The sequence below is a fragment of the Sphingomonas sp. AC522 genome, from assembly GCF_979258125.1.
Genome location: NZ_OZ409836.1, coordinates 1,073,835 through 1,093,889 on the forward strand (window position 1 = coordinate 1,073,835; position 20,055 = coordinate 1,093,889).

Consider the following 20,055-nt stretch of genomic DNA (forward strand, 5'->3'; position numbering starts at 1 on the left):
GCGGCTTCGCAAGAGGCCGCCCTTTCTTTTTGCCCTCGGCAGCGCGCAACAGCCGGAAAGCAAAAGGCCGCGGTCATCGGAGTGACCGCGGCCTTGCTGCGCCGGGGGAGGGCGATCAGACGATGGTCAGATCGAGCGCGCCATCGCCTTCTTCGACCTTCACCACGGAGCCGTCGCGGACCTCGCCGCGCAGGATCTTGTCAGCGAGCGGATCCTGCAAGTAGCGCTGGACGGCGCGCTTCAAGGGCCGCGCGCCATAGACGGGATCATAGCCCACCCGCCCGAGCCAGGCGCGGGCCGCATCCGACAGCTCGATCTGGATCTTGCGATCCGCAAGCAGCTTGGCGAGCCGCCCGACCTGGATATCGACGATCGGCGCCATGTGATCGGCGGCGAGCCGGTGGAACAGGATAATCTCGTCGAGACGATTGAGGAATTCGGGACGGAAATGGGCCCGAACGATCTCCATCACCTGCGGCTCGACACTCTCGGTGCTCTGCCCTTCGCCTAGATTGGCGAGGTACTGGCTGCCCAGATTCGAAGTCAGGATGATGATCGTGTTCGAGAAATCGACCGTGCGGCCTTGACCGTCGGTCAGCCGCCCGTCGTCGAGCACCTGGAGCAGGATGTTGAACACATCGGCGTGGGCCTTCTCGACTTCGTCGAACAGCACCACCTGATAGGGCCGGCGCCGCACCGCCTCGGTCAGCACGCCACCCTCCTCATAGCCGACATAGCCGGGGGGCGCGCCGATCAGCCGCGCGACCGCGTGCTTCTCCATGAATTCGCTCATGTCGATCCGCACCATCGCAGTTGGGTCGTCGAACAGGAATTCGGCGAGCGCCTTGGTCAGCTCGGTCTTGCCGACGCCGGTCGGCCCTAGGAACAGGAACGAGCCGAGCGGCCGATTGGGATCCTGCAGCCCCGCACGCGAACGCCGCACCGCGGTGGCCACGGCTTTCACTGCGTCGGACTGACCGATCACTCGCTTGCCCAGCGCCGCCTCCATGGCGAGCAATTTGTCGCGCTCGCCTTCCATCATCCGCTCCATCGGGATCCCGGTCCAGCGAGCGACGACCGCGGCGATATCGTCGGCGGTGACCTTCTTCCGTAGCATCGCGCCCTCGGTAGCCTCCGAAGCCTCCTCAAGCTTCTTGATCAGGGCGGGAATGGTGCCGTAATTGAGCTCGGCCATCTTGCCGAGATCGCCTGATCGCTGCGCCTGGTCGAGCTGCAGGCGCGCCGCGTCGAGTTGCTCCTTGAGTGTGGTTTCGGCGCCGATCTTCTCCTTCTCTGCTTGCCAGCGGCTGGTCAACTCGCTCGATTGTTGGTCGAGATTGGCGAGTTCGGACTCCAGATTGGCAAGCCGGTCCTTCGATGCGGCGTCAGTTTCCTTCTTGAGCGCCTCGCGCTCGATCTTGAGCTGGATGATCCGCCGGTCGAGATTCTCGATTTCCTCGGGTTTGGACTCAACCTCCATGCGGATGCGCGAAGCGGCCTCGTCCATCAGGTCGATTGCCTTGTCGGGCAGGAAGCGGTCGGTGATATAGCGGTTCGACAAGGTCGCGGCGGCGACGATCGCCCCGTCACCGATATCGATGCCGTGGTGCAGTTCGTATTTGTCCTTGATCCCGCGCAGGATCGAGATCGTGTCCTCGACGGTCGGCTCGCCGATAAACACCGGCTGGAAGCGCCGCTGGAGCGCGGGGTCCTTTTCGACATGCTTGCGATATTCATCGAGCGTGGTTGCGCCGATGCAATGCAGTTCGCCGCGCGCCAAGGCGGGTTTCAGCAAATTGCTCGCGTCCATCGCACCTTCAGATTTCCCCGCGCCGATCAGCGTGTGCATCTCGTCGATGAACAGGATGATATCGCCCTCGCCGGCCTTGACCTCGTCGAGCACGCCCTTGAGCCGCTCCTCGAATTCGCCGCGATATTTGGCACCCGCGATGAGGCTGCCCATGTCGAGCGCCATCAGCGTGCGGTCCTTGATGCCATCGGGCACGTCGCCATTGACGATACGTAGCGCCAGGCCCTCGGCGATCGCCGTCTTGCCGACGCCGGGCTCGCCGATCAGCACCGGATTGTTCTTGGTGCGCCGCGCGAGAATCTGGATGGTGCGACGAATCTCCTCGTCGCGCCCGATCACCGGATCGAGCTTGCCGGCGCGAGCATCGGCAGTCAGGTCGCGCGCGAACTTCTTGAGTGCATCGTAGCGGTCCTCGGCGCCGGCGGTGTCGGCGGTGCGGCCGTTGCGCAATTTCTCGATCGCGGCATTGAGATTGTTCGGGGTCACACCCGCCGCGGCAAGCGCCTTGCCCGCGGGCGTGGTCGCAGCGAGCGTCAGTGCGAGCAGCAGCCGCTCGACCGTGACGAAGCTGTCGCCGGCTTTTTGCGCGACCTGCTCGGCCTGGTCGAGCACGCGTACCGCGTCGTTATCCAGCCCTGGAGTCTGCTGCGCGCCGCCGCCCGATACTGCGGCGATCTTGCCAAGCGCCGCATCGGTTTCGGCGAGCGCGCGCTTGGCGTCGCCGCCCGCGGCTGCGATCAGTCCGCTTGCCATGCCCTGCTCGTCTTCGAGCAATGCCTTCAAAAGATGCTCAGAGCCGATCCGCTGATGGCTCATCCGGATCGCAACGGTCTGCGCCGATTGGAGGAAGCCCTTGGCGCGGTCGGTGAATTTCTCGAGGTTCATGTTTGTCCCTGCTGGTCTGATAGCAGACAGATGGTGTGATATTTGGGCAACACAAGGGGGTGCGGCGGATGCCTGGCAATCTGCGCCGCTCGTCGCCGCGATGCAAACAGGCCCTTCCGTCATCCCCGCGTAAGCAGGGTCCTAGAGCCAAGAATGAATCGCTTGTTACGCTGGGTTCCCGCTTTCGCGGGATGACGATATGGAAAAGGGAGGAGAGCGCGATCACGCCTGAGTAGCGCCTCGTTAACGGTCTCCCTTTAGAAATTCCCTGACACGCCATCCGGGGGAATGTGTGGCCACGCAGTTTTCCAGCCAGTTCGCCGCCACGCCAGCGCCCACGGGCTCGCTCGCCGATCCGTCGCGCGCGATCCTCGGGCCCAAGCGAGATGCGCTGCTTTTCTGGGGGGCGCCGCTGGCGGCATTCCTGTTCGTCCAGCTCTGGCTGCGCGGATGGGATTCGTTTGCTCCCGCTGCTGTCTCAAGCCAGGCAGTGGTCGCTTTGTTCGGCTTCGTATCGGTGCTGACCTGGGCGCATCTGATCGCCGTGGTGCCGCGCGCTTATATGAACCCGGAGGTTTTCGCCGCCTACCGGCTCCGCCTCACCATCGTCCCGGTGCTGCTGCTCGCGGCGCTTTTCCTTTCGCATACGGCGCTGATCGCGGCGGCAGTGATCGCAGTGTTCTGGGACGTCCACCATTCGGCGATGCAGAATTTCGGCTTCGCGCGGATTTACGACATGAAGGCTGGCAATTCGCCCAACATGCTGCGCGCGACCGATCTGCGCCTCAACTGGATGCTCTATGTCGGTCCGCTCGCCGCCGGCGCGGCGCTGGCCACCCACACCATTTATTTCCAGCAGTTCGATGGCACCACACTGAGCGCACTCACCAGCCTGCCCGGCGTGCTGGAGGCAAGGCATGACGGCGTGCGGCTGGCTGCGATGCTGGCTTATGGCGGCGTGATCGGCTGGGCGGCGCTCGATTATGCCCGAGCGATTCGCGCCGGGTACAAGTTGCCCGCGCACAAGCTCGCAACGCTCGTCGTTACCGGCACGGTTTCGATCCTTGCCTGGGGCTTCTCGCCCCCGCTTGTCGCGCTCGCCGCGATCAATCTCTACCACGCGGTCCAGTATTTCGCGCTGGTCTGGGTCAAGGAAGGCGCGCGGATGCAGGGGCAGGGGACCGCGCTGCGCGCCGGCCTGATCTTCGCTTTGGCCTGCGCCGTTTTCGGCCTGGCCTATGCCGCTGCGGTCTCGGGCAGGCCGACGCTGTTCGTCGCGCCCTTCATCGCCTGCTCGCTGCTCCATTTCTGGTACGATTCTTTCGTCTGGTCGGTACGCAAGCGGCAAGTGTAAGCTACTGTCCTGAGCCGCGAATCCAGCGGCGGGGGGAGAGCCGGGAATGCGCGTCGTCAAACCGATCCTGTTGGGCGTCGTCGTGCTGCTTGTGCTGACTGCGATCGGACTGGCGACCTGGGAACCTTTGCTCGCCGCCCGCGCCGCGCCGCCACCGCAGCACAAATATGACGTGAAGATCACGCGCGACAATTTCGGCGTGCCGCACATCTTCGGCAAGACCGACGCCGACGTCTCCTATGGCATCGCCTATGCGCATGCCGAGGACGATTTCGAGACGCTTCAGGAAGTGATCGCGATGACCCGCGGCCGGCTGGGCGCCATCAATGGACAGGACGGCGCCAAGACCGATTTCGTCGTCCATCTGCTCGGCGCGCGCGCCACCGTAGAGCGCGACTATATGAAGCAGCCGGCGGATATCCGGGCGCTGCTCGATGCCTATGCCACCGGCCTCAATCGCTATGCCGAGCGGCATCCGGAAGAGGTTAAGCTCGCTAGGCTCTTTCCGGTCAATGGCCAGGACGTCGCGGTCGGCTTCGTCGTCCGCTCGCCTTTCTTCTTTGGGCTCGAAGGCGTGCTCGGCGCGCTCTCGGGCGACAAGCCGCTGCCGATCGAAAAGGGCCTGGACAAGCCCGACGCTCCGGACGCGCCCAACATCACGCCGCTCGGCCCCAATTCGGCAGAGAACGGATCGAACGCCTTCGTCGTCGCGCCAAAGCGCTCGGCGGACGGCTTCACGCGAATGGTCTCGAATTCGCACCAGGGCTGGCGCGGCGGCGCCGCGTGGTACGAACTGGTCGTCCATTCGCAGCAGGGCTGGAATTTCGCCGGCGCAACTTTCCCCGGCGCGCCCTATCCCTTGCTCGGACATAACGAGCATCTCGGCTGGACCAATACCGTCAACCGGCCCGACATGGTCGATCTCTACAAGCTCGTGCTCAATGAAGGCGGCGACCAATATCGCTACGATGGCCAGTGGAAACCGCTCGAGGCCGAGCGTGTCTGGTTGCCGGTCAAGCTCTGGGGTCCGTTCGTCCTCCCGGTGCCCAAGACCGTGTACCGCGCCGTGCAGGGGCCGGTGCTGATCAACAAATCGGGCGCCTTCGCCATCAATTATGGCGGCAAGGACCAGCTCGGCATGGTCGAGGAATATTATCGGCTCAACCGCGCCCAGAATTTCGACCAATGGCAAAAGGCGCTGGCGCAGCACGCGATCCCCGGCACCAATTTCATCTATGCCGATGCCGCGGGCAACATCGCCTATTTCTACAACGCCAATTTCCCGAATCGGAAGCCGGGTTTCGACTATCGCCAGGTGCTGGCCGGCGACACTTCGGCCAACTACCAGCCGGGCACGGTGCCGTGGGAGATGGTGCCGCGGAACGTCAATCCGGTGTCGGGCTTCCTGATCAACGCCAACAATTCGCCCTTCCAGGCGGCGGGCGCGGGGTCGGAAATCAAACCCGAGGACTGGTCGCCTTTATTGGGGATCGAGACCGACACCACCAATCGCGGCACGCGCTCATTGGAGCTGATGGGCGCCGACCCGTCGATATCGGCTGAGGATCTGTACCGGATCAAGTTCGACAGCGGCGTCAGCCAATATTCGTATCTCCATGCCTGGTTCAAGGAACTGATGGCAGTTGATCCCAAGGGCGACAAATTGCTGACGGAGGCGCGCGAGCTGCTGACCCATTGGGATTGGAATTGGGACGGCAAGGGGCCGGCCGACGCGCTGGCCTTTTCGGTGCTGCGCGTGCCCAACCGCTGGCATTACGAGCGCAAGCCCAAGCCCGATCCGCGCACCGTGCTCGCCGAGGCGGCGGGCTATCTCCAGAAGCATTTCGGCAAGCTCGAACTGCCACTGGGTGACTTGATCCGGCTCCAGCAGGGCAAGGTCGATTTGCCGCTCGACGGCGGTCCCGACGCGTTGCGCGCCGCCACCAGCTATGACGAGCGCCCCGACGGCCGCCTCGCCATCAAGCATGGCGACAGCTTCGTGATGTTCGTGACCTGGGACAAGGCCGGCAAGGTACGATCGGAATCGATCCAGCCTTTCGGCTCGGCAAGCACGCGCCCGGATTCGCCGCACTACACCGATCAGGCGCCGCTGTTCGTGCAACACAAGCTCAAGCCGGTATGGTTCGATCCGGCGGGGCTGAAGGGTAATGTCGAGCGGAGTTACCGGCCCTAACCGCAAATCGCTCCACTCCCTGAAAGGGAGGGGTTGGGGGGTGGGTCGGGTGCTCGCGATATGTTGGCTAGCCGATGTTGGGCGCCGTATCGTCAGGACGCCACCCACCCCTCGGTCCCCTCCCTTGCAGGGAGGGGAAGCAGTCAGTTCGCTGGCTTGGCGACGGGCGCCACCGCAGGCCGCTTTGCCTTGGGGGCATCCTTGGCATAGCGGTCGCCATATTGGTTGCCCTCATACCAAAGCGGCGCTTGTTTGCCGTCGGCAATCTCGCGCGCGATCAGATAATTGAGCCGCGCAAACTTCGCCCCAGCCTGCCAATTAAACGGCAGGCTCACCTGGTCCGAGACCTTGTGATAATCGGTCGCGAGGAATTTCTTGAAGGCCTCTTCGCCGCCATTCTTGAAGCCGGTGACAAGGAATACCGAGGGCACGCCCGCCTTGACGAAGCTGTAATGGTCGGAGCGCAGGAAGAGCTGCTCCTGTGGCATCGGATCGGGCGAGAGCGTCACGCCCATCTTGGCCGCGGCGGCCTCGACGATCGGACCCAGCGTCGAATGCTCGGCGCCGAACGCCACTACATCCTGGAAGTCGTAGAGCAGGATCGGCATGTCGAGATTGACGTCGGCAACGACCTTGCCGGTGCCGACCACCGGATAGCGCGCCAGATATTCCGAGCCGAGCAGCCCGTCTTCCTCGGCGGTCAGCGCCACGAACAGGATCGAGCGCTTGGGCGGCCTGCCGCTCTGCTTGAAGGCGCGGGCGGCCTCCAGCATCGTCGCGACGCCCGATGCATTGTCCATCGCGCCGTTATAGATCTGGTCGCCGGGCAGCTTGGGATCGAGCCCCTCGTGATCGAGATGCGCCGAGAGCACGACATGCTCGGCGGCAAGGGCGGGGTCCGAGCCCGGCAGCAAGCCGATGACATTGGGACTGGAGACGATCTTGACCTTGCTCGTCCGCGCCGTGGTCACGCGCCGCTTCAATGCGAAGCCCTTGATCGCGCCCGGCTGCGCGGCGGCGGCGAACAGCTGCTCGGCGCTCATCGGCGCGCCTTCGAACAATGCCGCACCGGCAGTGGGATTGATATAGGCGCCGATCTTGATCCCGGGATCCTCACCCTTCGGTGCGCCGTTCGGGCCTAGCCAGTTGGTCTGTTTCTGGCTGAAGAAGCTCATCGCATTGATCCAGGGGAAGGCGCCCTTCAGATCCTCCGGGGTGATCAGATAGAGCACGCCGAGCGCGCCATGCTTGCCGGCGATGATCGGCTTGTCGGTCGCGCCCGCGGCCTTGACCTGATCCGGCGTCATACCTTTGGGGGTGCCGATCAGCGTCACGACGAACTTGCCGCGCACGTCGAGCCCCGCATAATCCGCTTCGAGGCCGTGGCCCACGAACACGGCGTCGCCGCCGACGATCTGCTCGTCCTGCCCGTAACGCGGGCTCGCCGAGACCAGAACCTCGGCGCCATTGGCGAACTTCTTGCTGCCGATCGTGATCGAAGCGGGCTTGGCGGCGTCGAGCTCATATTCGGCGAGCGGCACTTGCTGGTACCAGCTTCCGTCCGCGCCTCCTGGCTTGAGCCCCAAAGCTGCGAAGCGCGTCGCGACATAGCGTGCCGCCACATCATAGCCGCGGGTGCCGGCATTGCGCCCCTCGAGCAGATCGTCGGCCAGGAAGCTCACATGGGCGCGCACTTCCTCGGCGCTGAAGACGGGCTCGTCGGGCGCCTTTTGAGCCAGGGCACCGGGCGCGAGGCCGAGCGAGAGCACGGCGAAAAACAAGGGCAGGCGCATCGGGAAGGCTCCGTGGGGCAGGGCAGTGAAGCCGCGACGCTAATCCAAAAGCCGGGCGACGCAAAGCGCGGTTTGCTTGCCTGCCGGCCGCGGCTAAGGTCTCGCGATAACGCTGTTTTCGAGGATGCCTGCACTCATGAGAACCCTGCCCCTGTTGTTGGGAGCCGCTTCGCTTGCGCTCGCCGCCGCGGCACAGCCTGCCGCCGCGCAACAGGCTTCGGTGGCCAAGCCTGCGCCCGTTGCCGAACTCGTCAAGCGCGTCGACATTCCCTACGAGAGCTTCACCCTTGCCAACGGCCTTCGCGTCATCGTCCATACCGATCGCAAGGCGCCGATCGTCGCGGTCTCGACCTGGTACGATGTCGGATCGAAGCACGAGCCCAAGGGCAAGACCGGATTCGCGCACCTCTTCGAGCATTTGATGTTCAATGGCTCTGAAAATGCGCCGGGCGAATTCTTCGAGCAGCTCAAGGATTTCGGTGCCACCGATTATAACGGCACCACCAATTTCGACCGGACCAATTATTTCCAGACCGTGCCTGCGGCTGCGCTCGAGCGCACCCTGTTCCTCGAAAGCGATCGGATGGGCTGGCTGCTCGGCGCGATCGACCAGGCGGTGCTCGATGAGCAGCGCGGCGTCGTCCAGAACGAGAAGCGCCAGCGCGACAACCAGCCTTATGGCCTGCTCTATTACAGGTTGCTCGACGAGCTGCTGCCCGGCAATCCGTATGGCCACAATGTCATCGGATCGATGGCCGATCTCGATGCCGCCAGCCTCGACGACGTCAAGAACTGGTTCCGATCGCATTACGGACCCAACAACGCCGTGCTGGTCATTGCCGGCGATATCGACGCCAAGGCGGCCCGGCCGCTGATCGAGAAATATTTCGGCAAGATCGCGGCAGGCCCCAAGAGCGTGCTGCCCAAGGTCGAGATCCCGACGCTGGCCGCGCCCCGGAACGTGACGCTGAAAGACCGTGTCGCCGCCACTCTGGTGCTGCGCGCCTGGGCCGTGCCGGGAATGAACGCCAAGGACTCGGTCGCGCTCGATGCGGCGAGCGACGTGCTTGGCGGGCTCGCCAGCTCGCGGCTCGATAATATCCTGGTGCGCAAGGAAAAGCTCGCAGTGAGCGTCTCGGCGGGCATCCAGTCCATGGCGCAGCTCGGCATCTTCACGGTGCAGCTCGTGCTCAAGCCAGGCGTGGACCGCGATACTGCGGTCAAGCGTCTGGACGAGATCCTGGGCGAGCTCATCGCCAAGGGCCCCAGCGAAGACGAAGTGCTGCGCGTCGCCACCACCAGCGTTGCGGACCGCATCGAGGGCCTGGAATCGGTTGGCGGGTCCGGCGGCAAGGCCGTCGCGCTTGCTGCGGGCCAACTTTATGCAGGCGATCCGCTGTTCTTCAAGAAGCAGCTCCTGGAAACCGCCAGGCTGACTCCCGGCGAAGTTCGCGCGGCGGCGGCGAAGTGGCTTGCGCGTCCATCGGTGACGGTCACGGTCGAGCCGGGCGTGCGCGAAGCCTATCAGGAGGCGCAGACGGTGGCTCCCGCCAAGCCGGTTGCCGAAGCGCCCAAGGCGTCGCCCGTCAACACTCGCGGCGCCATGCCGGCGATCGCCGAGATCCGCGATCTCGATTTTCCTCGGGTCAGCCGCACGCGCCTCTCGAACGGCGTCGAATTGGTCTATGCGCAACGCACCGCCGTGCCGGTCACCCAAGTGGTGATCAGCTTCGATGCCGGCGTCGCCGCCGATCCGGCAGGCAAGCTCGGCACGCAGGGTCTGACCCTCTCGATGCTCGACGAAGGCACCGCCAGCCTCGATTCGACCGGGATCGCCGAGGCGCGCGAACGGCTCGGCGCCGATATCGGCGCGGGCAGCTCGGCCGACCGCACCTATTTGTCGCTCGGCACGCCCAGCCCCAATCTGGCGGCCTCGCTCGCTTTGTTCGGCGATGTCGTGCGCAATCCGGCATTCGATCCGGCAGAAGTCGAGCGCCTGCGCGCCTCTCGGCTCGCGGGCATCGCGCAGGAGCTGACCAGCCCGCAGGGGTTGGGCGGGCGTGCGCTGCCGCCTTTGCTGTATGGTCCCGCCAGCCCTTATGCCAAGCTTGCGGCAGGATCGGGCGATCCGGCGGCGATCAAGGCTCTCACGCGCGACGACTTGATCGCGTTCCACCGCGCCTGGATCCGCCCGGACAAGGCCAAATTCTTCGTGGTCAGCGATCGTCCGCTTGCCGAAGTGCAGGCGGCGATCGAAGCGCGCTTCGGCGACTGGAAGGGCGCGGGCACACCCGGCATCAAGAGCTTCGCCGCTGCCGCCAAGCAGGCGACACCGCGCATCGTGCTGATCGATCGCCCCGATTCGCCGCAATCGCTGATCCTTGCCGGGCAAATGACCTCGCTCGATCCACAGACCGAATTGCTCACCGTGCTGACTTCGAACGAGATCCTCGGCTCGGACTTCCTGTCGCGGATCAACATGGACCTGCGCGAGGCCAAGCACTGGTCTTACGGGGTCAGCGGCGGCTTCGGCTGGCTTGAGAACGCCGTGCCCTACACGATCAGCGCACCGGTCCAGGCCGACAAGACCGGCGAATCGGTCCAGGCGCTGATGCTCCAGGTCCGCGAGTTCCTGACCACGCGCGGCGTCACCCCGGCCGAGCTCACCCGCACGATCAACGGCAATGTCCGCGAGCTCGCCGGGCGATTCGAGACTGCGGGCGCAGTGCTCGGCGCGATGCAGACCAACGACATCCGCAAGCGCCCCGACGACTTCTACAATTCGATCGCGCAAAAATATCGCGGCATGACTGCGGCGCAGCTTGACGCTGCGGCACGCGGGGCTTTGCGCGCCGATGGCTTCGTCTGGGTAATCGTCGGCGATGCCGCCAAGGTGCGCCCGCAGCTTGACAGTATCGGCCTGCCTGTCGAGGTGATGCCCGCAACGGCGCTCGTGGCCCCGGCCGCGCCCGCCGCGAAATGATCAGGAGAGCGAAAAATGGCAAATGTGGATGGCAGCTGGAACACCGTGGCCAAGACCCCGATGGGCGATCAGGCTTCGACCATGACCGTCAATTCGAGCGGCGATAGCTTCACCGGCACCTTTTCGGGTGCGATGGGCAACACCGAAGTCAAGGACGGCAAGGTTGACGGCGATCGCCTGACCTTCACCTTCGACATCACCGTGCCGATGCCGATGACGCTGACCGGCGACGTGACCGTGGACGGCGACAATATGAATGGCACCGTGACTGCGGGCGCGTTCGGCGCATTCCCGCTCACCGGTACGCGGGCCTAAATCTTCTTTTTCCTCCCTCGCGAAGCGGGGGAGGAAAAAACTCTATCCCGCGACCCGCCCGCGCATCGCGGCATAGGCCACGCGAGCGCGCTCCATCACCGGCACCTTCGCGAGCAGGCTGGCCTCCCCGCGAAACGCGGCAAGGGCCGCCGGCGCGATTTCGCCGATCTCGGCCTGCCACGCGGCCCAATCGCGATCGCCGGCCACGCGCTGATCCTGCGCGGCGAAGCCGTCGATCAGATAATGCCGGCTGCGATCGACGACGCGTGCAAAGCCCTCCTCATCCTCCATCGCAAACACCGCGACCGGCACGATCATGTCGCGCGATGGGAGGATCGCATGCACCGGACGCGCTCCGAAGCCGACCCGCGCCTTCACCCATTGATCGAGCCCGACCAGGCCGAGCGTCGGATCGGCGGGCACCCATTCGGCCGTCGTCGCGTCCAGCACTTCCAGCCAGCGATGATCGTTATACCCGGCTCCGAACACCGATCCGCGCGGGCCGATCTTGGCGATCTGTTCGGCGGCGTCGCGCCCGCGCTGCTCGCTGAACGGCTGCAGGTTGATCTCGGCCATGCGCCGCGTCTTCACCCCGAGCGAAGTCAGCATCGCGCGTGCCACCCGCATCTGCTCGGCGCAATTGCCGCCGCGCTGCGCGATCAACTCGGCCACGCTGCGCTTGGCATAATCGGTCGCATTCCAAGTGAAATTGGCATTGAGCCAATCGACCACCAGCCGCGTTCGCCTGAGCGGGTCGGTCTCGGTCCCGACGATTTCGCGGGCCAGCGTCTCGACTGTATCGGGCGCCGCGATCGCGACAGGCGGTACGGGCACCGGGGACGAGGCGAAGGCGAGAGCAAGCAGAAGGGCGCGCATGGCAGCTCCGTGGCGAGAATGCCGCAGCATCCATGGTCCGCGCGCCGAACGGGCAATTATGCCACGAGCAGCATCCTGCGCGGCACGAACGTCCCGCAGCGGCGAATTACAGCCCGCGCGTTACGCGCGTCAGATGCCCCATCTTGCGCCCGGGACGCGCATTTCCCTTGCCATAGAGATGTAGATGCGTCCCCGGCTCGGCGAGCAATTCGGCCCATGCCTCGCCCTCGCGCCCGATCAGATTGAGCATTTCGACATGGCTGCCGGTCAGTCCGGTCGAGCCGAGAGGCAGGCCGCAGATCGCGCGGATATGGTTCTCGAACTGCGAGCATTCGGCGCCCTCGATCGTCCAATGACCCGAATTATGCACCCGCGGCGCCATTTCGTTGAACACCGGCCCATCGGGGGTCGCGAAGAATTCGAGCGTCAGCACCCCGACATGGTCGAGTGCCTCCGCCACGCGCGCGGAGAGCGCCGCGGCCTGCGCCCAGTGGATCGCGATCTCGGCCGGGGCGGGCAGGGTGGATCGCGCGAGGATCCCATCCTTGTGCTCGTTCCAGGGCGGCGGATAGCTGGCCAGCCCGCCATCCAGCCCGCGCACCGTGATGATCGAGAATTCGTGGCTGAAGTTCACGAACCCTTCGAGGATCGCCGGCCGCTCGCCGATATCGGCCCAGGCGGCCTCGGCATCGCTGGCATCGTGGATGCGCACCTGGCCCTTGCCGTCATAGCCGAGCCGTAGCGTCTTGAGGATCGCGGGCGCGCCGATCTCGGTGATCGCGGTCTTGAGCTCGTCGAGCGTCGAAACCGGCGCCCATGGAGCGGTCCGTCCGCCAAGCTCACTGACGAAGGTCTTCTCGCGCGCCCGATCCTGCGCAATCTCCAGGCTCTTCGGGCCCGGCCGCACTGGCACCTTGCCCGCGAGAAAGCTGACCGGCCCGAGCGCAATATTCTCGAACTCGTACGTCACGACATCGGCATGCGCCGCGAGATCGTCGAGCACGATTCGGCTGTGATAGTCCGCGCGGGTGAAGCTGGAGGCAGTCTGCGCCGCGACGCTCTCGGCATCGGGTGCCAGAATATGCGTGCGGTATCCCAATTGCGCCGCCGCGACTGCGAGCATCCGTCCAAGCTGGCCGCCGCCCAATATTCCGATTGTCGATCCGGGGGGCAGCGCGCTCATTCGGGCGAGTCCGCCACCGCTTCCGTCTGCGCCGCGCGCCATCGCTTGAGCCGTTCGGCAAGCGCTTCGTCGGAAGTCGCGAGGATCGCCGCAGCCAGCAGTCCCGCGTTGATCGCCCCGGGCTTGCCGATCGCCAGCGTGCCCACCGGAATGCCGCCCGGCATCTGCGCGATCGAGAGCAGGCTATCCATGCCCTTCAGCGCCTTGGATTCGACCGGCACGCCGAGCACCGGCAGATGCGTCATCGACGCCGCCATTCCCGGCAGATGTGCCGCCCCGCCGGCCCCGGCGATAATCACCTTGAGGCCGCGATCCGCCGCGCTCGTCGCATAGTCATAGAGCCGCTGCGGTGTGCGGTGTGCGGAGACGACCTTAGTCTCGTGCGCCACGCCCAGCGCCTCGAGCATCTCGGCGGCATGGCGCATCGTCTCCCAATCGGAAGTGCTGCCCATGATGATGCCGACCATAGGTGTCACGTCGCGCCCCGCGTTCAGGAAGTGGGGTTGTTAGAGAGCAGCGGTTTGGAGAGCAACCTCACCGTTCGCTCAGATAATAATTGTCCTTCGCCACCAGATCCTGGTCGAGCTCAAAGATGATCGGCTGTCCGGTCGGGATTTCCAGGCTGACGATGTCGGTGTCGGCGATCTTCGAGAGATGCTTGATCAGCGCGCGCAGCGAATTGCCGTGCGCCGAGATCACCACGCGCTTGCCATCCTTGAGGTCGGGCGCGATCTTCTGCTCCCAATAGGGCAGCACCCGCGCGATCGTGTCCTTCAGGCTCTCGGTCTGCGGGATCTTGATCCCGGCATAGCGGCGGTCCTTGGCGAGGTCATATTCGCTGGTCGGCTCGCCCAAGGGGGGTGCGATGTCGAAGGCGCGGCGCCAGATATGGACCTGCTCGTCGCCATGGATCGTAGCGGTCTCGGCCTTGTTGAGCCCGGTCAGCCCGCCATAATGCCGCTCGTTGAGTGCCCAATCCTTCTCCACCGGCAGCCACAGCCGCTGCATCTCTTCGAGGACGATGTTGAGCGTCTTGATCGCCCGCGTCTGCAGGCTGGTATAGCATTGGTCGAAGTCGAAGCCCTTGTCGAAGAGCAGCTTGCCGGCGGCCTTGGCCTCCTCGATCCCCTGGTCGGTCAGATTGACGTCCCACCAGCCGGTGAAGCGATTTTCGAGGTTCCAGGCCGATTGGCCGTGGCGGATCAGGACGAGCGTGGGCATGGCGGACTCCTTGCAACCGGTCGGATGCGTCCTTAGCGGCATGCGCGGAGCGGACAAGGGAGTGACGCATGAGCATTCGGCGCGAGACCATCGTCTATCAAGGGCCCGGCGGCCCGTTCGAGGGCGTGGCTGCCTATGACGATGCGATCGCGGGCAAGCGCCCGGCGATCCTCGTGCTCCCCAATGTGCTGGGCCAGAAGGAGGCCGACAATCTCAAGGCCGATGCCCTTGCCGGGCTCGGCTATGTCGCGCTGGTCGCCGACGTCTATGGCCAGGGCAAGCGCACCACCCATGCCTCGCTCAATCGCAGCGAATATATGGATGCGCTGAACGCTGACCGCGCATTGCTTCGCGACCGGCTCCGCGCCTCGCTCGACGCGCTCACTGCGCTGCCCCAGGCCGACCCGTCGCGCGTTGCGGCCATTGGCTATTGTTTCGGCGGCAAATGCCTGCTCGACATGGCCCGCGCCGGCCTCCCGATCCTGGGCGGCGTCTCGTTCCACGGCGTCTATGACGCGCCCGATTATCCCAGCGTCACGCCGATCACGGCCAAGCTGCTGATCTGCCACGGCTGGGAAGACCCGATCGCCCCGCCCGACGCCACCGTCGCGCTGGCCCACGAACTGACCGCGGCCGGCGCCGACTGGCAGATCCATGCCTATGGCCATGCCGGCCACGCCTTCACCGATACGGAGCGTAAGGAATCGAAGGTGCCGGGCGTGATCTACGAACCCAAAGCCGACCGCCGCAGCTGGCAGGCAATGCGGAATTTCCTGGAGGAGCTGTTCGCCTGAATCTCCCTCTCCCGATGGGAGAGGGGTTTACAGCATCCGCGTCATGAACCGGCTGAACGGGTCTTCCTTATACTCCCCAAACGGCCCGCAATCGGTGAAGCCGAACTTGCGATACAGCGCGATCGCCGGCTCGAACGCCTCGCCCGATCCGGTCTCCAGGCTCAGCCGCTTGAGCCCCTGCGCCCGTGCCGCGCCCAAAATATGCGAGAGGATCGCCGCGCCGGTCCCGTTGCGCAGCCTGCCCGGCGCGGTGCGCATCGACTTGATCTCGCCCTGCGCCGCATCGATCCGCTTGAGCGCACCGACACCCGCCAGCTCCTCGCCGTCCCAGGCGCTCCAGAAGCTGATATCCGGCGTCTTCAGCCCCGAAAGATCGAGGAAATGACAGCTGTCCGCCGGCGAGTTCGCCAGCATCCCCTGCGCGTGCAGCCGCAGCAGTTCGGCGACCCGCGGGTCGTCCAGTCCCCCCTCGCGAATTTGCATCAGATTTCGTCGATCATCCCGGCGAGTGTCTCGAGGCAGGCGTGCGCCAGTCCCTTGCAGCGCTCGGGCGACCAGGCGAATTCCGGATCCGGGTTCGCATCATGGTCCTTGAACGGCATTTCCAGCGTCATGGAGACCGCGCCGAAACGCTCGGCAAGCTGGTTGGTCGACATCGAGAGGTTGGCGGTGCCCGGCGCCGATCTGACATAGCCGAGCTCGGTCTGGAAATCGGGCGTCTGCGCGGCGAGCCGCCGGGCATATTCGTAGAATTTCTCGCCATGCTCGTCGGTCCAGCGCGGAATGCCTTCGAAGCCGGCAAGGAAATTGGCCGGGATCGCCTCGTCGCCATGCACGTCCATCGCAAAATCGCAGCCGGCCTCGTCCATCGCGGCGCGGACCAGGAAGACTTCGGGGCTCTTCTCCATCGAAGGCGCATGCCATTCCCGATTAAGGTTCACCCCCGCGGCATTGGTGCGAAGATGCCCGCGGCGCGATCCATCCGGATTCATGTTGGGCACCACATGGAAAGTCGCTTTCTCGCGCAGCGCCGTTGCAGTGGCATTGCCCGACGTCAGGAACTCCAGCGCCCCCTCGGCCCACCACTCAGCCATGCTCTCGCCGGGATGCTGGCGAGCATAGATCCATACCTGCTTGGACCCGTCGCCCATCGTCAGCACGTCCATCGGCTGGCCATCCAGCGTTACGCCGAGCGCACGGTGCGAGACGCCCGGCAACAAGGCGATGCGGCTGACCAGATCGTGATGCCGCTCCATCGAATAGGGCGCGAAATAAGCGAACCAGGCGAGATCGCTGTCGAAGCTATGGGTGAATTCGAGAACGCCATTGGCGAAGCTGCTCGGGGCGAGTCGCCATGCCTCACGGTCGGTCGAGACGCGCGCCTGATAGTCCGGCCAGCCGTCGGGATAGGCCGAACCCCCGGCATTGAGGATACGGAAGGTGACCGTGCGCCCCTTGGCGCCGCTCGCCCGGAAGTGAAACCACTGGTAGAAATCGGACTGGTGATCGGTCACGATCTCGAGATCGGCCCGGTCGCCTTCGACGTTCAGGACGCGAATGTTGCCGCTGTCGAAAGCGGCGTTGATATTGATGGTCATTTGACCGTGATAGTCACCCCTGACTCGCCGGGGAAGCCCTTGAACAGCGCATTTGCGAGCCTTGCCGCAGTCTCGACCGGCTGGTCGCCTGCCGATTCGGTGATGGCGCGGCCTTCCCAGATCGTGGTGTTGTCGCTGCGCCGGCGCAATTGCACCGAGAGTTCGGACATATAGAGTTCGCGGGTCTTGCCGCCGATCCCGAACGAGACCCCGCCGCCGACACCAACGCCGCCGCCGCGCCGCCCGCCGCCATAGCTGCCGCCGCCCAAGCCGATCGATACCGGCGGCTGCTCGCGATAGGCGCCGCGCGAGGTGCGCAGGAAGCCGACAGCGGCGATATAGCCCGAGGCCATGTCGTTGCCGCCCTTCACGTAACCGAGCCGCTCGAGCTCGGTGCGTACGGCGTCGGCATAGAGCTGATATTCCGGTCCCATGCTCGCCTCGGTGCTGATCGGCTCGATCGCCACTGTGGTGCGCTCGGTGATCGGCTGGCCGAGGTGATAGCGCGTCACGTCGATCGGGCCGTTGCGGCTCGTGGCGGTGCACCCGCCGAGCAGCGCAGCGCCGGCCAGCAGAGCGATAGTGAAGGGCTTGGTCACCGGGCTTCTCCATGTTTCGCGGGCGCAACGTCCCATCGGGCATGTAACAAGAGTCGCGGCGAGTCGGTTCCCGGCCACGTTCAATGGCTTCCATGCCTTGACTTGGCCCGGCCCGACCTCTAGGCGACCCCCTCTTTTCCAGACACCAATATTCGAGAAGCGAATCGGTCATGAAGATCGTGAATTCATTGAAGTCGCTCAAGGGCCGTCACCGCGATAACCGCGTGATCCGCCGCCGTGGGCGCATCTACGTCATCAACAAGACCAATCGCCGGTTCAAGGCCCGCCAGGGCTGAGCGGGATGGGGACGCCTTCTGCCGTCATCTTCGATGTCGGCAACGTCCTCTTTCCTTGGGATCCGCGCAGTCTTTATGGGCGCCTGATCGAAGACGATCGGGCGCTCGACGCGTTTCTGGCCAAGGTCGTCACGCGTGAGTGGCATTTCCAGCACGATCAGGGCCGGCCCTTCGCCGAGACTTCGGCCGAGCTGATTGCGCAGTTTCCCGAGCACGAATCGCTGATCGCCGCCTGGGGGCCGCGCTTCAACGAAACCATCGGCGATGCGATTCCCGGCATGCCCGAAATCGTGGCCGATCTCGATTCGGCCGGCGTTCCCTTGTTCGGCATCACCAATTTCTCGGGCGAGTTCTGGCGCGCCTGGGCGCCGCAGCACCAGGATATTTTCGGCCGCTTCCGCGATGTCGTCGTCTCGGGCGACGAGAAACTGCTCAAGCCCGATCCGGCAATTTATCGCCTCGCGCTCGCCCGCTTCGGGATCGAGGCCGCCGATGCGGTGTTCGTCGATGACAATGAAGCCAATGTCGAAGCCGCCAATGCGCTCGGCATCCATGGCGTATTGTTCACCGGCGCGGAGGCATTCCGCGCCGAGCTCGTCCGCCTTGGGCTGTTGCCCGGCTGATCAGCCGCCCTCGCTGTCGCCCTTGTAGTTCTTGAGCTCGTCGCCGACGAGCGTCACGACATGGAGCACGTTGGTCGATCCGGGGGTCCGGAACGGCACGCCCGCGCACAGGATCAGCCGGTCGCCGGCCTTGGCGATATGATGCCGCAGCGCCATCCGTTTGGCCTTGGCGACCATCTCCTCGAACGAATCCACGTCGCGCGTATGCACGGCATGCGTGCCCCATAGCAGCCCCAGCCGCCGCGCCGTCTCGATTCGCGGCGTGAGCACCATGATCGGCACCGATGGCCGCTCGCGCGCGATCCGCCGCGCCGTCGATCCCGAGCTGGTGAAGCACAGGATTGCAGTCGCCGACACGGTATGCGCGATGTTCTTCGCCGCTTCCGCCAATGCATCGGCGGTGGTCGGATCGGGGCGAGTGACGGTGAAATGAACGCGGTCGCCATGCGCGGGATCACGCTCGACGGCGTCCGCGATCGAATTCATCATCGCCACCGATTCGGTCGGCCACTTGCCCGCCGCGCTCTCCGCGGAAAGCATGATCGCGTCGGCGCCGTCATAGACCGCGGTTGCGACGTCGGAGACTTCGGCGCGCGTCGGCGATGGGCTCTCGATCATCGATTCGAGCATCTGCGTCGCGACGATCACCGGCCGGCCCAGCCGCCGCGCGGTTTCGACGATGCGCTTCTGCAAAGGCGGCACGGTCTCGGGCGGCAGCTCGACACCCAGATCGCCACGCGCGACCATCACCCCGTCGCATTGCTCGACAATCTCTTCGAGCCGCGCGATTGCGCTCGGCTTCTCGATCTTGGCGAGCAACGCCGCCTTGCCCTGGATCAGCCGGCGCGCCTCCATCAGATCCTCGGGGCGCTGGACGAAGCTGAGCGCGATCCAGTCGGCGCCCATCTCGACGGCAAAGGCCAGGTCGCTGCGGTCCTTCTCGGTCAGCGCTGCCATCGGCAGCACCATGTCGGGAACGTTCAGTCCCTTATTGTTCGAAAGCGTCCCGCCGACCTCGACGATCGTGGTCAGCCGGTCGGGCTGCGCAGAAGTCACGCGCAGCACCATCTTGCCGTCGTCGAGCAACAGCCGCGCATCGGTAACCGCGGCCTCGAAGATCTCGCGGTGCGGCAGTTCGACACGGGTGGTGTCGCCCGGCGTGGAATCGCGATCGAGCGTGAACTGGTGTCCGGCGATCAGCGTCACCTTGCCCTCGGCGAATTTGCCAACGCGCAGCTTCGGCCCCTGCAGATCGGCAAGGATCGTGCTCGGCCGCCCCAGCTTCTTCTCGAGGCTGCGGATCGCCTCGAACACCGCAACCTTCGATTGCTGGTCGCCATGGCTCATATTGATCCGGAATGCGTCGGCGCCGGAATCGAACAGCCGCTCGATCATCTCGGGAGTCGAACTCGCCGGACCGAGGGTCGCGAGAATGCGGACCTTGCGGGAGCGGGGGCTTATGGCCTTTGTCATCTTGGGAGCTCTCTCGCTTGTGCGCGGTTGGCTCTAGTCCCAAATACGGAGGGATCAA

General features: G+C 65.0%; 17 protein-coding genes. 7 read left to right on the forward strand and 10 right to left on the reverse strand.

The window, feature by feature from the left end; translation table 11 throughout:
* Positions 1–115: 115 nt before the first annotated feature.
* Positions 116–2,695, reverse strand: a complete 2,580-nt coding sequence (gene clpB / locus ACZZZM_RS05495) for an ATP-dependent chaperone ClpB (RefSeq protein WP_463594100.1) — start codon at positions 2,693–2,695, stop codon at positions 116–118.
* 292 nt (positions 2,696–2,987) lie between these two features.
* On the opposite strand from clpB, the gene ACZZZM_RS05500 reads away from it, so the two are divergent.
* Positions 2,988–4,049: a hypothetical protein gene (locus ACZZZM_RS05500; protein WP_463594101.1), complete on the forward strand. Its 1,062-nt coding sequence runs from the start codon at positions 2,988–2,990 to the stop codon at positions 4,047–4,049.
* Positions 4,050–4,095: 46 nt separating this feature from the next.
* A complete protein-coding gene (locus ACZZZM_RS05505) occupies positions 4,096–6,243 on the forward strand; it encodes a penicillin acylase family protein (protein WP_463594102.1) in 2,148 nt (715 codons plus the stop codon).
* Positions 6,244–6,386: 143 nt separating this feature from the next.
* Here ACZZZM_RS05505 and ACZZZM_RS05510 read toward each other — a convergent pair whose 3' ends face one another.
* Positions 6,387–8,036 (reverse strand): M20/M25/M40 family metallo-hydrolase, encoded by a 1,650-nt coding sequence (locus ACZZZM_RS05510; RefSeq protein WP_463594103.1) that lies wholly within the window; start codon positions 8,034–8,036, stop codon positions 6,387–6,389.
* Between the two features lie 136 nt (positions 8,037–8,172).
* Here ACZZZM_RS05510 and ACZZZM_RS05515 point away from each other — a divergent pair, with 136 nt between their 5' ends.
* Both ACZZZM_RS05515 and ACZZZM_RS05520 read left to right on the forward strand, forming a co-directional pair.
* Positions 8,173–11,019 carry a M16 family metallopeptidase gene (locus ACZZZM_RS05515; protein WP_463594104.1) on the forward strand — a complete coding sequence of 949 codons (2,847 nt, stop codon included), beginning with the start codon at positions 8,173–8,175 and terminating at the stop codon, positions 11,017–11,019.
* A gap of 15 nt (positions 11,020–11,034) precedes the next feature.
* Positions 11,035–11,334 (forward strand): hypothetical protein, encoded by a 300-nt coding sequence (locus ACZZZM_RS05520; protein ID WP_463594105.1) that lies wholly within the window; start codon positions 11,035–11,037, stop codon positions 11,332–11,334.
* Positions 11,335–11,376: 42 nt separating this feature from the next.
* Here the strand turns inward: ACZZZM_RS05520 and ACZZZM_RS05525 are convergent, their stop codons facing one another.
* From ACZZZM_RS05525 to gpmA, 4 genes are all read right to left on the reverse strand, one after another.
* Positions 11,377–12,210, reverse strand: coding sequence for a transglutaminase-like domain-containing protein (locus ACZZZM_RS05525; RefSeq protein WP_463594106.1), 834 nt, complete (start codon positions 12,208–12,210; stop codon positions 11,377–11,379).
* A 106-nt stretch (positions 12,211–12,316) separates the two neighbouring features.
* Positions 12,317–13,393, reverse strand: coding sequence for a 5-(carboxyamino)imidazole ribonucleotide synthase (locus tag ACZZZM_RS05530; protein ID WP_463594107.1), 1,077 nt, complete (start codon positions 13,391–13,393; stop codon positions 12,317–12,319).
* Positions 13,390–13,860, reverse strand: a complete 471-nt coding sequence (gene purE, locus ACZZZM_RS05535; protein ID WP_463596387.1) for a 5-(carboxyamino)imidazole ribonucleotide mutase — start codon at positions 13,858–13,860, stop codon at positions 13,390–13,392. Before purE ends, ACZZZM_RS05530 begins: the two co-directional genes overlap by 4 nt.
* Positions 13,861–13,927: 67 nt before the next feature.
* The gene (gene gpmA / locus ACZZZM_RS05540; RefSeq protein WP_463594108.1) at positions 13,928–14,614 is read right to left on the reverse strand and encodes a 2,3-diphosphoglycerate-dependent phosphoglycerate mutase; all 687 of its coding nucleotides are present in this window, start codon (positions 14,612–14,614) and stop codon (positions 13,928–13,930) included.
* Between the two features lie 68 nt (positions 14,615–14,682).
* On the opposite strand from gpmA, the gene ACZZZM_RS05545 reads away from it, so the two are divergent.
* On the forward strand, positions 14,683–15,408 hold the full coding sequence (locus ACZZZM_RS05545) for a dienelactone hydrolase family protein (protein ID WP_463594109.1): 726 nt from the start codon (positions 14,683–14,685) through the stop codon (positions 15,406–15,408).
* 27 nt (positions 15,409–15,435) lie between these two features.
* On the opposite strand, the gene ACZZZM_RS05550 is transcribed toward ACZZZM_RS05545, so the two are convergent.
* From ACZZZM_RS05550 to ACZZZM_RS05560, 3 genes are read right to left on the reverse strand one after another with little or no spacing between them, the layout of a single operon-like run.
* On the reverse strand, positions 15,436–15,891 hold the full coding sequence (locus tag ACZZZM_RS05550; protein WP_463594110.1) for a GNAT family N-acetyltransferase: 456 nt from the start codon (positions 15,889–15,891) through the stop codon (positions 15,436–15,438).
* Positions 15,891–17,006 carry a M14 family metallopeptidase gene (locus ACZZZM_RS05555; RefSeq protein WP_463594111.1) on the reverse strand — a complete coding sequence of 372 codons (1,116 nt, stop codon included), beginning with the start codon at positions 17,004–17,006 and terminating at the stop codon, positions 15,891–15,893. Before ACZZZM_RS05555 ends, ACZZZM_RS05550 begins: the two co-directional genes overlap by 1 nt.
* Positions 17,003–17,605 carry a DUF4136 domain-containing protein gene (locus ACZZZM_RS05560; RefSeq protein WP_463594112.1) on the reverse strand — a complete coding sequence of 201 codons (603 nt, stop codon included), beginning with the start codon at positions 17,603–17,605 and terminating at the stop codon, positions 17,003–17,005. Before ACZZZM_RS05560 ends, ACZZZM_RS05555 begins: the two co-directional genes overlap by 4 nt.
* Positions 17,606–17,775: 170 nt before the next feature.
* Between ACZZZM_RS05560 and ykgO the strand changes: the two genes are divergently transcribed.
* Positions 17,776–17,901: a type B 50S ribosomal protein L36 gene (gene ykgO, locus ACZZZM_RS05565; RefSeq protein WP_066482602.1), complete on the forward strand. Its 126-nt coding sequence runs from the start codon at positions 17,776–17,778 to the stop codon at positions 17,899–17,901.
* A 5-nt stretch (positions 17,902–17,906) separates the two neighbouring features.
* Positions 17,907–18,524 (forward strand): HAD family hydrolase, encoded by a 618-nt coding sequence (locus tag ACZZZM_RS05570; protein WP_463594113.1) that lies wholly within the window; start codon positions 17,907–17,909, stop codon positions 18,522–18,524.
* Here the strand turns inward: ACZZZM_RS05570 and pyk are convergent, their stop codons facing one another.
* Entirely contained in the window at positions 18,525–19,997 is a 1,473-nt protein-coding gene (gene pyk / locus ACZZZM_RS05575; RefSeq protein WP_463594114.1) for a pyruvate kinase, read from the reverse strand. It abuts the gene before it with no gap.
* Positions 19,998–20,055: the final 58 nt, after the last annotated feature.

Coding starts and splice junctions, on each gene's coding strand:
- clpB (WP_463594100.1), bottom strand. CDS start 2,695: ATGAACCTCGAGAAATTCACCGACCGCGCCAAGGGCTTCCTCCAATCG.
- ACZZZM_RS05505 (WP_463594102.1), top strand. CDS start 4,096: ATGCGCGTCGTCAAACCGATCCTGTTGGGCGTCGTCGTGCTGCTTGTG.
- ACZZZM_RS05510 (WP_463594103.1), bottom strand. CDS start 8,036: ATGCGCCTGCCCTTGTTTTTCGCCGTGCTCTCGCTCGGCCTCGCGCCC.
- ACZZZM_RS05515 (WP_463594104.1), top strand. CDS start 8,173: ATGAGAACCCTGCCCCTGTTGTTGGGAGCCGCTTCGCTTGCGCTCGCC.
- ACZZZM_RS05520 (WP_463594105.1), top strand. CDS start 11,035: ATGGCAAATGTGGATGGCAGCTGGAACACCGTGGCCAAGACCCCGATG.
- ACZZZM_RS05525 (WP_463594106.1), bottom strand. CDS start 12,210: ATGCGCGCCCTTCTGCTTGCTCTCGCCTTCGCCTCGTCCCCGGTGCCC.
- ACZZZM_RS05530 (WP_463594107.1), bottom strand. CDS start 13,393: ATGAGCGCGCTGCCCCCCGGATCGACAATCGGAATATTGGGCGGCGGC.
- purE (WP_463596387.1), bottom strand. CDS start 13,860: ATGGTCGGCATCATCATGGGCAGCACTTCCGATTGGGAGACGATGCGC.
- gpmA (WP_463594108.1), bottom strand. CDS start 14,614: ATGCCCACGCTCGTCCTGATCCGCCACGGCCAATCGGCCTGGAACCTC.
- ACZZZM_RS05545 (WP_463594109.1), top strand. CDS start 14,683: ATGAGCATTCGGCGCGAGACCATCGTCTATCAAGGGCCCGGCGGCCCG.
- ACZZZM_RS05550 (WP_463594110.1), bottom strand. CDS start 15,891: ATGCAAATTCGCGAGGGGGGACTGGACGACCCGCGGGTCGCCGAACTG.
- ACZZZM_RS05555 (WP_463594111.1), bottom strand. CDS start 17,006: ATGACCATCAATATCAACGCCGCTTTCGACAGCGGCAACATTCGCGTC.
- ykgO (WP_066482602.1), top strand. CDS start 17,776: ATGAAGATCGTGAATTCATTGAAGTCGCTCAAGGGCCGTCACCGCGAT.
- ACZZZM_RS05570 (WP_463594113.1), top strand. CDS start 17,907: ATGGGGACGCCTTCTGCCGTCATCTTCGATGTCGGCAACGTCCTCTTT.
- pyk (WP_463594114.1), bottom strand. CDS start 19,997: ATGACAAAGGCCATAAGCCCCCGCTCCCGCAAGGTCCGCATTCTCGCG.